Annotated in this window: 13 protein-coding genes; 5 read left to right on the plus strand and 8 right to left on the minus strand. The window is 55.3% G+C overall.

Annotation, left to right across the window (positions count from 1 at the left end; genetic code table 11):
• Positions 1-93: 93 nt before the first annotated feature.
• Genes NI40_RS09645 through eptA form a run of 3 tightly spaced genes read right to left on the minus strand, consistent with a single transcriptional unit; the run spans position 94 to position 3,511 of the window.
• Complete coding sequence (locus NI40_RS09645; protein WP_039262333.1) at positions 94-1,191, minus strand: alkene reductase; 1,098 nt, start codon at positions 1,189-1,191, stop codon at positions 94-96.
• Between the two features lie 53 nt (positions 1,192-1,244).
• Entirely contained in the window at positions 1,245-1,844 is a 600-nt protein-coding gene (locus tag NI40_RS09650) for a TetR/AcrR family transcriptional regulator (RefSeq protein ID WP_029739798.1), read from the minus strand.
• A 41-nt stretch (positions 1,845-1,885) separates the two neighbouring features.
• A complete protein-coding gene (gene eptA / locus NI40_RS09655; protein ID WP_039262332.1) occupies positions 1,886-3,511 on the minus strand; it encodes a phosphoethanolamine transferase EptA in 1,626 nt (541 codons plus the stop codon).
• Between the two features lie 148 nt (positions 3,512-3,659).
• Between eptA and NI40_RS09660 the strand changes: the two genes are divergently transcribed.
• The 3 genes from NI40_RS09660 to sodC all read left to right on the plus strand — a co-directional run bounded on the left by NI40_RS09660 (position 3,660) and on the right by sodC (position 5,444).
• Positions 3,660-3,899 carry a DUF1289 domain-containing protein gene (locus tag NI40_RS09660; RefSeq protein ID WP_039262331.1) on the plus strand — a complete coding sequence of 80 codons (240 nt, stop codon included), beginning with the start codon at positions 3,660-3,662 and terminating at the stop codon, positions 3,897-3,899.
• Between the two features lie 48 nt (positions 3,900-3,947).
• A complete protein-coding gene (locus NI40_RS09665) occupies positions 3,948-4,844 on the plus strand; it encodes an aldo/keto reductase (RefSeq protein ID WP_032657749.1) in 897 nt (298 codons plus the stop codon).
• 81 nt (positions 4,845-4,925) lie between these two features.
• A complete protein-coding gene (gene sodC / locus NI40_RS09670) occupies positions 4,926-5,444 on the plus strand; it encodes a superoxide dismutase [Cu-Zn] SodC (protein ID WP_039262330.1) in 519 nt (172 codons plus the stop codon).
• Here sodC and NI40_RS09675 read toward each other — a convergent pair.
• From NI40_RS09675 to NI40_RS09685, 3 genes are read right to left on the minus strand one after another with little or no spacing between them, the layout of a single operon-like run.
• Complete coding sequence (locus NI40_RS09675; RefSeq protein WP_039262329.1) at positions 5,423-7,456, minus strand: FUSC family protein; 2,034 nt, start codon at positions 7,454-7,456, stop codon at positions 5,423-5,425. The two genes, sodC and NI40_RS09675, sit on opposite strands and share 22 nt — an antisense overlap.
• Complete coding sequence (locus NI40_RS09680; RefSeq protein WP_039262328.1) at positions 7,456-8,316, minus strand: efflux RND transporter periplasmic adaptor subunit; 861 nt, start codon at positions 8,314-8,316, stop codon at positions 7,456-7,458. The genes NI40_RS09675 and NI40_RS09680 overlap by 1 nt, the downstream gene beginning before the upstream one ends.
• Before the next feature lie 2 nt (positions 8,317-8,318).
• On the minus strand, positions 8,319-8,555 hold the full coding sequence (locus tag NI40_RS09685) for a DUF1656 domain-containing protein (RefSeq protein WP_032657739.1): 237 nt from the start codon (positions 8,553-8,555) through the stop codon (positions 8,319-8,321).
• 186 nt (positions 8,556-8,741) lie between these two features.
• Here NI40_RS09685 and slyA point away from each other — a divergent pair, with 186 nt between their 5' ends.
• Entirely contained in the window at positions 8,742-9,182 is a 441-nt protein-coding gene (gene slyA / locus NI40_RS09690) for a transcriptional regulator SlyA (protein ID WP_033145325.1), read from the plus strand.
• Between the two features lie 35 nt (positions 9,183-9,217).
• Here the strand turns inward: slyA and NI40_RS09695 are convergent, their stop codons facing one another.
• The gene (locus NI40_RS09695; RefSeq protein WP_039262327.1) at positions 9,218-10,579 is read right to left on the minus strand and encodes a sensor domain-containing diguanylate cyclase; all 1,362 of its coding nucleotides are present in this window, start codon (positions 10,577-10,579) and stop codon (positions 9,218-9,220) included.
• 199 nt (positions 10,580-10,778) lie between these two features.
• Positions 10,779-11,246: an outer membrane lipoprotein SlyB gene (slyB, locus tag NI40_RS09700; protein ID WP_008500578.1), complete on the minus strand. Its 468-nt coding sequence runs from the start codon at positions 11,244-11,246 to the stop codon at positions 10,779-10,781.
• 255 nt (positions 11,247-11,501) lie between these two features.
• Here slyB and anmK point away from each other — a divergent pair, with 255 nt between their 5' ends.
• On the plus strand, positions 11,502-12,626 hold the full coding sequence (anmK, locus tag NI40_RS09705; RefSeq protein ID WP_039262326.1) for an anhydro-N-acetylmuramic acid kinase: 1,125 nt from the start codon (positions 11,502-11,504) through the stop codon (positions 12,624-12,626).
• The last annotated feature ends 23 nt before the right edge of the window (positions 12,627-12,649 follow it).

A 12,649-nucleotide genomic window follows, 5' to 3' on the forward strand; every position in this document is an offset into this window, starting at 1 on the left:
TCATTAACCAATGGAATAGACTGTCTTTTTGAACAGAAACGATGTTTTAGTATAGCGGCGAAGTATCGCCGCTATCAATGAACAATGGCGAGATTACAGAGAAGGGTAGTCGGTGTAGCCTTCCGCGCCGCCGCCGTAGAAGCTTTCCGGGCGCTGCGGGTTCAGGGCCGCTTTTTTCTGCAGGCGGGCTACCAGATCCGGGTTGGCGATGTAGTCGCGGCCAAACGCGACGGCATCGATCAGCCCTTTGCCGATCAGGTCTTCGGCTTTCTCCGGGGTATAAGCCCCCGCACCGATGATCACCCCGTGGAAACGCTCGCGCACTTTCTGACGGAAAGCGTCCGTGTAAGGCTTACCGCCAGCCCAGTCCGGTTCGGACATGTGCAGATAGGCGATGCCGCGCTTAGCCAGTTCTTCGATCAGGTACAGGGCATCGGCTTCTTCGTTCGGACCGTTGTCGACGTTCTGGAAAGAACCGATTGGGGAGACGCGGATCCCTATACGATCCGAGCTCCACTCCTGGCATACGGCGTCAACCACTTCCAGCACCAGGCGAGCGCGGTTTTCGACGCTGCCGCCGTACTGGTCGGTGCGATGGTTGGACGACGGTGACAGGAACTGGTGCAGCAGGTAGCCATGGGCGGAGTGCAGCTCAATCAGGTCAAAACCGGCTTCACGAGCGTTGGCCACGGCCTGGCGGAAGTCGTTCACGATACCCGGAATTTCATCCAGCTCAAGCGCGCGCGGCATAGAGGTATCCACGCGGATCGCATTGCCGTTTTCATCACGCAGGGACGTACGGGTATTTGCACTCAGGGCCGAAGCGGAGACCGGAGCCTGGCCGCCAGGCTGAATGCTGCTGTGAGAGATACGACCGGTATGCCACAGCTGGACCGCAATGCGACCCTCTTCAGCGTGAACGCCCGCGGTGATTTTCTGCCATGCGGCGATCTGCTCCGGGCTGTGAAGACCCGGCGCACCCGCATAGCCTTTAGCCTGAGCGGAAATCTGCGTGGCTTCCGTGATGATCAGGCCAGAGCTTGCGCGCTGACGATAGTATTCACCCATCAGTGGGGTTGGGATGTCGCCCGGCTCAATGCTGCGCAGGCGGGTAAGCGGAGCCATAAACACGCGGTTTGGCGCAGTGACGGCACCCACTTTTAAGGGGGTAAATAATTTTTCAGCTGACATAAAGACTCCTGAGTAGACCAGTCGACTAGTAGTTGGGTAAATAAAAACGCCTGTTAAATGCCAGGCGCAGTAATGCTGTTTTTCACATGTGCCAGCGCGCTTTCCAGCGGCACGGCACTGCGCGAAATTTTTGCCTGCAGGTTAGCGCCTAGCCAGAGCGCATATAACACCTGCGCCTGGGTTAACGGCTCGCCGGAAAAGGCCAGCGTTTTTTCATCGCGGCCTTTCTCCAGCGCCTGGGCCAGCAGGGCGATAACGCCGCGGGCACCTTTATCCATCGCCGTGCGCATATCTTCAGAAAGATCGCACACTTCTGCAGACAGCTTAACGGTCAGGCATCCGCTGATAATGCCCTGCTGACAGAACTGGTTCAGCGTTTCCTGATAGTAGTTCAGAACACGATCCCGGTAGTTACCTTCACCCGACGCAAAGTGGGTCGCCAGACGCTGGTGGTAGCCAGCATAATGACGCTCCAGCATCGCTACGCCAAAAGCCTCTTTGGACCGGAAGTAGTGATAAAACGACCCCTTCGGTACCTCAGCGGTTTTTAATAGCTCGCTCAACCCCATACCGGTAAACCCGCGATGCATGCAAAGTCGCTCGCCGGTTGCCAGTAAATGTTCGCGGGTATCGTGTTCAGTATTTCTGCTCATGGCCGCACTCTAATAGACCGTTCGGTCTAATGCAAGCGAGTTTACTGACGACATGCGCTCAGTATATCCAGCTGCGGTTGATAAACCGTTGATTTCACGTCCATCATACCCAATACGGTTGAGAATAAATTGTCCTGGGAAACCGCATTTTTTGCTGCATTATCGCGCAAACACTGTTCGTTGACGCCAAAGTTTTTCGCGTAATCCGGTGACAGCCAGAACATAAACGGAATATGCGTTTGCTGCTCCGGCGCCAGCATGTACGGCGTTCCGTGCAGATAAATACCGCTTTCGCCCAGCGATTCACCGTGATCTGAGAGATAAATCAGCGCGGTGTTCATGCTCGACTGGCGCGCTTTCAGCGCATCAATGGTTTTGCTGACCATGCTGTCGGTATAGAGGATAGTATTGTCATAGGTATTGATCAGCGCCTGATGATCGCAATCCTGAATTTCATTGGTGTCGCAGGTTGGGGTGAATTTACGGAAGTTGTCCGGGTAACGGCGATAGTATGCCGGACCGTGGCTCCCCATCAGGTGGATAACCAGCACCGTATCTTGCTTCACGCCATCCAGCACGTTGTCCAGACGATAGAAGTTCACATCGTCAATACAGGATTTGTCTTTGCAGAACTGATCCAGCTGCCACTGCGTCATGTCGGTATGGGGCACGCGATCGCAGGCACCTTTACAGCCGCCGTCGTTGTCGCGCCACAGCAGGTTGATACCCGCATGCTTAAGCACGTCGAGCAGTCCCTCGCGATGGTGAGCCAGGTCGGCATCGTATTTGCTGCGCGTCATGCCGGAGAACATGCACGGAACGGAAACCGCGGTTTCGGTACCACACGAGGAGGCCTGCGGGAAGTTAATCACGTCCTGCTTTTTCAGCTCCGGGTTGGTTTCGCGTTCGTAACCGTTCAGGGAGTAGTTTGCCGCGCGAGAGGCTTCGCCGACGACAAGCACCAGAACGGTTTTCTTTTGTTGACCGGTAATCAGTGACCCTTTGTGGGCATCTTCACCAATGCGCACCAGCGTTTGATCGCCGGCAAACCAGCGCATCTTGCTGTACTTCACCACGGCGCTGACATAGTTCGCCGGGGTGACCATTTTTACGATGCTTTTGTTATTGCGGAACAGCGACGCGTAATCTTTATAAAACAGCGCGGCAATCAGGATAATCACCAGCAGGGCGCCGAGCATCGCGGCAACGCGCGTCAGCAGCGCGTACCACCATTTTCCGGTACGAATCCGGGTCAATGCCAGCACCACGGAGGGCACGAGGCCAGCAATGACAATCCACAGAATCATCTGCGGGGTCACCAGGGCGGTCGCTTCCTGAGAGTTGGTTTCGAACACGTTCACAATCATGTTCTGATCGATCACCGCGCCGTAGGTATACATGAAATAGGTCGCCGCGGCGCATCCGATCGTCAGTACAATCAGCAGCGGCTTGCGGAGATACGGGATATTAAGCAGGCTAAAAACAATCACCCAGCCGCAAAACAGCACCAGCGGGACGGAGGCGGCAAAGAGGAAGTCGTGCAGATGCACTGGGCCGATAATGGCCCAGCTGCGCTGGATAAACAGCCCGTTCAGCAGAGTAAAAAAGAGTGCACAGCCCAGAGTAAATTTAATGTCGTTACATTGTAACTTTCTGATTAACCACATCGATCGGTAAACCCGTTATTGTCATGATGGGCCGAGTATAGAGAGGGAAGATTAGTGAAACCTTAATGCCACAAATCTGTGATACGGCCTTGCACGCGGCGCGATTAACGTCTTCACTGTAGGTGAGAGTAGCTATCGGGAGGTGAGTGTGGCAGAGCAGCTGGAGTTTTTCCCCATCCAGAGCCCGTGCCGGGGTATTTGTCAGGTCGATGAACGCGGATATTGCCGCGGGTGCATGCGTACCCGCGATGAGCGTTTTAACTGGCAAAAATTTAGCGACACGCAAAAGCAGGAGGTGTTACGCCTCTGCCGACAGCGTCTTATGCGCAAAATACGCGCAAACAAAGCGGGTGAAACCGAAGAACCCCAGCAACCTTCACTTTTTTAACACGGTAATTGCGTATACTCATGACATTACGTCCTTGAGGAAAATGTTATGGTTCAGCGAATTACCCTTGCCCCCCAGGGGCCAGAATTCTCCCGTTTTGTGATGGGCTACTGGCGTCTGATGGACTGGAATATGTCCCCGCTCCAGCTGGCGAGCTTTATTGAAGAGCACCTCGATTTAGGCATCACCACGGTTGATCATGCGGATATTTACGGTGGCTACCAGTGCGAGGCCGCGTTCGGCGAGGCGCTTAAGCTGGTTCCGGCCCTGCGCGACCGCATGGAGATCGTCACGAAGTGTGGGATTGCCACCACGGCAAAACCTGAACATGCCCTCGGTCATTACATCACCGACAGCGCGCATATCATCAAGAGCGCCGAGCAGTCGCTGGTCAATCTGGCGACCGATCGTATCGACCTGCTGTTAATCCACCGCCCCGACCCGCTGATGGATGCCGATGAGGTAGCGGAAGCCTTCCTGAACCTGCATCAGAGTGGAAAAGTGCGTCACTTCGGCGTGTCTAACTTTACCCCGGCACAGTTTGCGCTGCTTCAGTCTCGTCTGCCGTTCACCCTCGCCACCAACCAGGTTGAGATCTCCCCGGTACACCAGCCGCTGCTGCTGGATGGTACCCTCGACCAGCTGCAGCAGCTGCGCATTCGCCCGATGGCGTGGTCCTGCCTGGGGGGCGGACGTCTGTTTAATGATGAGGAATTCCAGCCGCTGCGCAACGAGCTTGAAACCATCGCCCGCGAACTGAACGCGGAGAGCATCGAACAGGTGGTCTACGCATGGATCCTGCGCCTGCCGTCAAAACCGCTGCCCATTATCGGCTCCGGCAAAATAGAACGCGTGCGTTCTGCACTGGCCGCTGAAGAGCTGCAGATGACCCGTCAGCAGTGGTTCCGCATCCGTAAGGCCGCGCTGGGTTACGACGTACCATAAACCGCCTGAAGGTGGCTTTCCGGTGAAATCTTTGCCCCTGGTATACACTTAAGGGGCAAAAAATAACCCGCGGAGGTCACTATGAAGCGTTTTGCTCTGGCACTGGTCACGCTGGTTGTTTGCGCAGGGGCGCAGGCAGCCAGTGACGAAGTGGAAATGAATCTCGTCACCCCACAGGGTGTGGGTCAGTCCATCGGAACGGTGAAAATCACTGAAACCGATAAAGGGCTGGAGTTCGCCCCCAACCTCAAAGCCCTCCCTCCCGGTGAACATGGTTTCCATGTTCATGCCAAAGGCAGCTGTCAGCCCGCTTTAAAAGAAGGTAAACCGTCTGCGGCGGAAGCGGCAGGAGGGCACCTCGATCCGCAGCATTCCGGCAAGCATGAAGGCCCTGAAGGAATGGGGCATTTAGGCGATCTGCCTGTGCTGGTGGTGAATGACGACGGTAAAGCCACCGATCCTGTTGTCGTGCCGCGACTGAAAAAGCTGGATGAGGTGAAAGGCAAGGCGCTGATGATCCATGTCGGCGGCGACAATATGTCCGATCGGCCTAAACCGCTTGGCGGCGGCGGAGCACGCTATGCGTGCGGCGTGATCTGATCCCCAATCGTTCCCGGTGGCGGTGCCTGTTCCAGCTGCGACAGCGAGCAGTGCAGGCGCCAGATTATTGAGGCCAAATCACGGGCTGCGGGCAGATGATGCTGTGCCAGCGTATCGCAGATCCGCTGCAGTTCATTCAGCGTGGCTTCCAGCGGCCTCTGCTGGACACCGCGCTCGCTCATTACATCGCGCAGCAGGGAGATGCAAACATCACGAACCTGCGACAGCGGATCGGAACGCGTTTCCCACGCGCGCAGCTGCCAGACCACGTGCGAGCAGTTTAACAGCACCACGCCCCAGCGCAGCAGCCAGCGCCGGGACAGCGCGTCCTGGCTGTTATTCAGCTGGCTGACGTGATGATAGACCAGCGATTCATACTCGTTTTCGCTCAGATGCGGTTTACGGCTGAGCTGGTCGACAAACCCTCTGCGTAGCTCCCGGATATGCCTGCGGCTCTTGCGTGCATCGGAGCCGGGACGTAACACCGCAAAAGCCAGCCACGCCAGCCCCACGCCGAGGATCTTCGCCAGGTTATCATTGAGAAAATCGGCGTAATCATAAACCGGTGGATTCGTCACGGAGATAAACGAGCCCATAAAGACAATCAGCTGTCCCCAGAGGCCCGCCAGCTTAGGCATTTGCAGCTTCAGAAGCTGCATGGTGGTTAACAGGGGAAACAGGAACAGCAGGAATTGCCACAGATCGCTTATCTGCACCATCAGGCCAAACTTCACCACGAAGCTGAACAGCGACAGCAGCACCAGCGTGCGCAGCAGCAGCGTAAGCGAGTTGAACGGCGAGGCCGCGACGGAATAAAGCACGCAGCTGATGGCGGCAAGCGTAAGGGCCGCCGTACCGGACTCCCACTGCGTGGTAATGCTCCACGCCCCCACCAGCATCAGCGCACAGAAGGTGCGAAAACCGCTCCACAGCGCTTCCAGATAGTCGGTATGGCGCGCAAGTGCCGGGCTGCCGGGGACGTTGAACTCCGTCAATGGGGTCGCGTTTTCGACGGCCGTAATCCAGCGGCTGCTGCGCAGGTACAGCCGACAAAAGTAATTCAGGCGCTGCCAGAAGGCGCGATGGCGGTAGTCGTACTCATCAACCGGGGCGAGCGGGGCGATAATCCGCGCTACGGTGTAAATGTCCGCATCCGGGCGCGCAAGGGCCGCGAGCAGCGTTTCAATCACGGCCCGGGTATTTTCAGGCGGCGTCGGCCAGTTGAGCAGCATCCGGCGCAGGCTGGAGATGGCGCTGGTCATGCGCAGCTGCTGGTGCAGCAGATAGTTAAGCAGTGTGTTCTGGCGGCGAAAGCGGTAGTGGCTCCAGAACGCCTGAATGCGCAACAGATTCATCGTCAGGATCTGTCCGATAACCTTTTCATGCGCGAGGCGGATATCGTCGCTGGAATCCGGTTGCCACAGCAGGCTCGCGTGTTCCAGTAATCGGGTATGCATGGTTTTTAGCGCGGTGATGAGCGCGGTGCCGTCGGATGTGCTGGGGAGGATCATCATCATAAAGCCGCCGCTGAGGATCCCGACAATCACTTCACAGACGCGCGCCTGGGCAATATCCCACAGCTCGGTGGTGTCGAGCACGTTAACCACCGGAAAGGCGATGATGGCGGCGGTATAGCCCGCCAGCTGAAACGCGTAGGCGACGTTATTGGTAAAATGGGCGCAGGCCCAGGTACAGCACCCCAGCCATGCCGCCATGCTCAGCATGAACAGCCACGGATCGTTCAGCGTATGGCCCGCGATAATTAACGCCGCGGTGGCGCCCAGCAGGCTGCCCGCGATGCGGCCAAGACTTTTACTGATCACCCCGCCGACCGTCGGAAAACTGACCACCGCCGCAGACGTCATCGCCCAGTAGGGCTCATCCAGGTTCAGGTAATAAGCCACAGTCAGCGCAAGACACATGGCAATGCCGTTACGCAGCGCGTAGCGCCACTGGGGGCGCGTCGCTTTCATCCACGGCGTGTTTTGCCAGGAGAGACCCTGCAGCTTCATCACCGGTTTCCGATGGAGACAGTGCAGGTTGTGCCGGACACCAGGGTAATGTCCTCCGGTAAGCGGTCAAACTCCACGCGAACCGGAACGCGCTGGGCCAGACGCACCCAGGGAACGTTCGGCTTTATATCCGGCACCAGCCCTGAATCCGTTTCAACACTTTGATCGTAAATAGCGCGGCCAATGCTGGACACGTGACCCTGTAACTTTTGAGAGCCGCTGTAAAGCGTTATTGCGGCTGGCGAACCCTCGCGAATATGCCGAAGCTTGGTCTCTTCGAAATAGCCCACGACATAGAAGGAGTGGCTGTCGACGAGGGCGAATATCGGTTGTCCCGTGGTGGCATAATTCCCCACGCGGGCCGAGAGGTTGGTCACCCATCCATCAACAGGTGCCGTAATCACGGTTTGGGTCAGTTGCCACTGCGCTTGCTTCAGCGTCGCCTCCGCCGCGTTGACGCTAGCCTGCATCGCCTTAACGTTGATATTGGCGGTGTCTAAATCTTCCGCTGAGATGTAGTTTTGCGACAGGTGGCGGCGGCGGTTGGCCTCGTTGTTGGCCTTTGCCAGATCCGACTGGGCTTTAGCCAGCTGCGCCTGGGCGTTCAGGATCGCAATGTGGTACGGGGTGTCGTCGATGCGGAATAAAATGTCTCCCTTTTTGACGAACTGGTTATCCTTAACCAACAGCGTCGTAATACTTCCCGACACCTGAGGGGTAATGCTGACCTGCTCGGCGCGGACTTTGCCGTCACGCGTCCAGGGCGACTGCATATAAAAATTCCACATCCACCATCCCGCAACCAGCGCGAGGGAAAGGACAAACAGGGTGGAAAAGTACTTTAGCGTTTTCAGAGACATATTCACCACACAGTCAAAACGGCAAGGCCCAGGCATACGGAAAGGGCAAACAGGGAAAGATCCATCAGCATGGGATGCCAGATTTCGCCGGAGTACATCCAGTCGCGAAGCAGACGATGCGCGATGAGCCAGAGGATAAAGCCCACCAGAACGGCCTTAAACAGGGGAGGAAAGTAGACTGACGCACCGAAGATCAGGTCCTGAAGGGGTAAACCCTCTGAGCGATGAAAAAACGTCACGGGCAGAAATCCTTTGCAGTGAACAGAATGCCGCGTTGGCTTGTCTTAGTATGATGAAGCATCACAATTCAGTGTAAGACATACTTTTAAGTTCGATGAATGCAGTATTGCATTTGTTTTGGCAATACAAATGCTGCACACTATTCTAAAATCAGTATAATAACTTAGCAAGCTAATTATAAGGAGATGAAATTGGAATCGCCATTAGGTTCTGATCTGGCAAGGTTGGTACGCGTCTGGCGTGCTCTGATTGACCATCGCCTGAAACCTCTGGAACTCACACAGACGCATTGGGTCACGCTGCACAACATTCATCAGCTGCCGCCCGAACAGTCGCAAATTCAACTGGCAAAAGCGATAGGGATTGAGCAACCGTCGCTGGTGCGCACGCTTGACCAGCTGGAAGAGAAGGGGTTGATCTCGCGGCAAACCTGCGCCAGCGATCGTCGCGCCAAGCGGATTAAACTCACCGAGAAAGCGGCGCCTATCATCACGGAAATGGAAGCCGTGATCACCAAGACGCGTGGTGAAATCCTGTCAGGCGTTTCACCGGCGGAGCTGGAAATGCTCATCAGCCTCATTGGGCGCCTTGAGCAAAACATCCATGAGCTACAGTCGCGCGACTGACAAACAACAAGGCCTTGCAGCAGCAAGGCCTTTTTTTACTTAAAGACGACCACGCGGTTACGGCCCGTCTCCTTCGCTTCATACATCGCTTTGTCAGCATTTTCCACGCACGTTTCTGCGGCTATTGCGGGTGACGTTGCCGTATATACCCCCATGCTAATCGTGATTGGCTCCGGTAGTTGACCGCCGCTGCTGGCGTTATCGAAGCTGCTCAGATTTAACCGTATGCGTTCCGCCACCTGATACGCCGCGTCTGATGAGGTGTTGGCCAGCATCAGAACAAACTCCTCACCACCGATACGGGCCGCGATGTCCTGGGGGCGCACGGAATCCATCAGCAGATTAGCAACAAACTGCAGGACCTTGTCGCCCTGAAGATGCCCGTAGGTGTCGTTGATGCGCTTGAAGCGATCGAGATCGCTGACGATGACGGAAACCGGACGGCTGGGTTTGGCGATATCCAGCGCCTGCTTTAATGTTTCATAAAAATAACTGCGGTTATACAGGCGCGTCAGCGGGTCGCGAATGGAGTTCTGGTAAGACTGCTGATACTTAACGTGCGAGTCGCGATACAGCCTGAAAACATCGTAGAGCAGAACAAAAATGATCATCAGCGTGGCGACGGTTTCAAATAAGCGAGCGCGATACCAGGAGACATCTTCAACATGTCCACCCACTAACAGCATTGAGAGCGTGACGATATAGCAGACGCACAGAAAATTACCGCCCACCCAGAATAAGTTGCGTATACGCGTAATAAACATCAGCGTGGCTAATGTGATCACCCAGAGTGCAATCAATGCAATATTAATAAAGTGGCTCCAGAGAACCATAAACTCACGGGTTTCATTATCAACAAGATCAATGGATAAAAAGGAAGAATGACTGGAATACATCCAGGCCAAACCTACTGCAAAGACGGTAAACAGAAACTCGCCGCTCACAATAGCGATATGCGCCAGCCGCGAAAGGGGACAATTGCGCGTGGTATAGAGTATTGCCGAAACGATTATTAGCACCGCCATTAAGAGATGGCGGAACATATAGAAAATCATCGCATCGTTGTAGTTCACCGCGTTGAACTGATAGAGGTCCAGCCAGGCGGGAAAGCTGCACAGCGTTCCGACCATCAGCGATGCCGACCCGGCAAAGGCAAAAGCGAGCGATACCAGATACAACCGTTTTCGGTCACACCAGTATTTCATTGCCATAAAACAGGCAATAAACAGATCAAACACCAGTAAAAAAATGGTGAGCGTAGGGAACAAGTGAGACGAAAAGGTAGGAACCCATTCGGCAATTTTTGAAAACAGGGCGTGTAATATGCCGATAACAGCAATACAACCTAGACAGAACGAGATATAACGGCCCTTTAAAGAACGGCGATTCGCAAACATATATAGTTTTAATGACTTTATAATGAATTAAGGTGAGGGTATTGCGGAGAGTGTAATCAATTAGCACGCTAAATACTTTGCGCAGAAACAATATATGGCGTGGTTAATAATGGGTGGGGTGAATGTATTTTGTAAATATATTTGTGGGAGTGATAAATAATGTAAATGGATGTGGCCTGATGGCCACATCCATTTTTAATTAACGTGGTGAAACGGTCACCTGACTTCCGTTGCTTGCCAGAACAACGCGCTGGCCTGCAGAGAAGCGAGTGCTGCCTTGTTTCTGAACAACCATGATCGTGCTGCCGTCGTCTTTACGAATTTCCAGCTCTACGCCCTGGGTTTTGTTCATCGCACCCTGAACGCCCTGGCCGGCTACGCCACCCGCAACGGCGCCTGCGGCCGTTGCCAGAGAGCGACCAGTGCCGCCGCCGACGGTATTACCCAGGAAACCACCCAGCACGGCACCGCCGATTGCGCCCATCACGTTGTTTTCATCACCGCCCTGGATCTGTACAGGGCGTGCGTTAACAACGGTACCGTAGGTCACGTTCTGAACCTGTTTCGCTTCAGAAGCGCTGTAAACGTCGCCAGAAAGTGAACTGTCATTCACACAGCCAGCCAGAGTTAAACCAATCAGCGAAACGCCCAGTACACGTAAAATCATTTGAATCTCCTGTTCACCAAAAACGCCCGATTGGGGGCATCCGTTATGGCTAAATTATATGGCATAAGGGGCCATAGTTCATATCTTTGCACTAACAATAAGAAAATTGTACTTGAATTTGACTTAACGAGACATAAACAGGATCCGCCCGTGTTACCCGTCTGACATTGTTAAAAATTATTATCGCCGGATGGCAAAGCTGCGCCGTTTATGGTTGAGTGGATAACCTTAGCCCACGCAACGTAAGGAAAGCGCATGAAATCGGGTCGCTACATTGGTGTGATGTCAGGCACCAGTCTGGATGGGGTAGATGTCGTTCTGGCCGCCATTGACGAAAACATGGTGGCGCAGCAGGCAAGCCTGACCTGGCCAATCCCCATTTCCCTGAAAGAGGATATTCTGAGTATCTGTCAGGGGCAGCAGCTTACCCTCTCCCAGCTTGGACAGCTTGATGTCCGCCTTGGGGCGCTGTTTGCGGATGCGGTGCAGGCTTTGATGCAAAAAGAACATCTTCGCCCGCAGGACGTTGTGGCCATCGGCTGTCACGGACAAACGGTCTGGCATGAGCCCGGCGGAGATGCCCCGCATACCCTGCAAATCGGCGATAACAACCAGATTGTGGCGAAGACGGGCGTGACGGTGGTAGGCGATTTCCGTCGTCGCGATATCGCCCTTGGCGGGCAGGGCGCGCCGCTGGTACCCGCGTTCCATCAGGCGTTACTGGCGCACCCTTCAGAACGGCGGATGGTGCTCAACATTGGTGGGATTGCCAACCTGTCGATGCTCATTCCGGGGCAGCCCGTCCGCGGCTACGATACCGGCCCGGGCAATATGTTAATGGATGCCTGGATCTGGCGTCAGTGCGGTCAACCCTATGATAAAAACGCCGAGTGGGCGAGCGGGGGAAAAGTGATTATTCCGCTGCTGCAGTCGATGCTAAGCGATCCTTATTTTGCCCTGCCGGCCCCTAAGAGCACGGGGCGTGAATACTTCAACCTGGGCTGGCTTGAGCGTCAGCTGGCGCAATTCCCGGCGCTCGCGCCGCAGGATGTCCAGGCGACGCTTGCCGAGCTGACGGCCGTGTCGATCTCCGAACAGGTTCTGCTCAGCGGCGGATGTGAACGCCTGCTGGTGTGCGGCGGAGGAAGCCGAAACCCGCTGGTGATGGCGCGTTTTGCGGGGCTACTGTCGGGTACCGAAGTGACCACGACCGACGAGGCAGGCATCAGCGGGGATGATATGGAGGCGCTGGCCTTCGCCTGGCTTGCCTGGCGCACCATTGCCGGACTGCCGGGCAACTTGCCGTCGGTGACCGGCGCGCGTGAGGCGAGCGTCCTCGGGGCGATTTTCCCGGCAAATCCTCGTCATAATCAGAGTTAACTGAAATTCAGCGCGGCGCGTCA

This window comes from Enterobacter sp. E20 (assembly GCF_000801755.2).
Classification (GTDB): domain Bacteria; phylum Pseudomonadota; class Gammaproteobacteria; order Enterobacterales; family Enterobacteriaceae; genus Enterobacter; species Enterobacter asburiae_B.

Coding starts and splice junctions, on each gene's coding strand:
- NI40_RS09675 (WP_039262329.1), bottom strand. CDS start 7,456: ATGAAGCTGCAGGGTCTCTCCTGGCAAAACACGCCGTGGATGAAAGCG.
- anmK (WP_039262326.1), top strand. CDS start 11,502: ATGAAATCGGGTCGCTACATTGGTGTGATGTCAGGCACCAGTCTGGAT.
- NI40_RS09650 (WP_029739798.1), bottom strand. CDS start 1,844: ATGAGCAGAAATACTGAACACGATACCCGCGAACATTTACTGGCAACC.
- slyA (WP_033145325.1), top strand. CDS start 8,742: ATGAAATTGGAATCGCCATTAGGTTCTGATCTGGCAAGGTTGGTACGC.
- NI40_RS09665 (WP_032657749.1), top strand. CDS start 3,948: ATGGTTCAGCGAATTACCCTTGCCCCCCAGGGGCCAGAATTCTCCCGT.
- eptA (WP_039262332.1), bottom strand. CDS start 3,511: ATGTGGTTAATCAGAAAGTTACAATGTAACGACATTAAATTTACTCTG.
- slyB (WP_008500578.1), bottom strand. CDS start 11,246: ATGATTTTACGTGTACTGGGCGTTTCGCTGATTGGTTTAACTCTGGCT.
- NI40_RS09680 (WP_039262328.1), bottom strand. CDS start 8,316: ATGTCTCTGAAAACGCTAAAGTACTTTTCCACCCTGTTTGTCCTTTCC.
- sodC (WP_039262330.1), top strand. CDS start 4,926: ATGAAGCGTTTTGCTCTGGCACTGGTCACGCTGGTTGTTTGCGCAGGG.
- NI40_RS09695 (WP_039262327.1), bottom strand. CDS start 10,579: ATGTTTGCGAATCGCCGTTCTTTAAAGGGCCGTTATATCTCGTTCTGT.
- NI40_RS09645 (WP_039262333.1), bottom strand. CDS start 1,191: ATGTCAGCTGAAAAATTATTTACCCCCTTAAAAGTGGGTGCCGTCACT.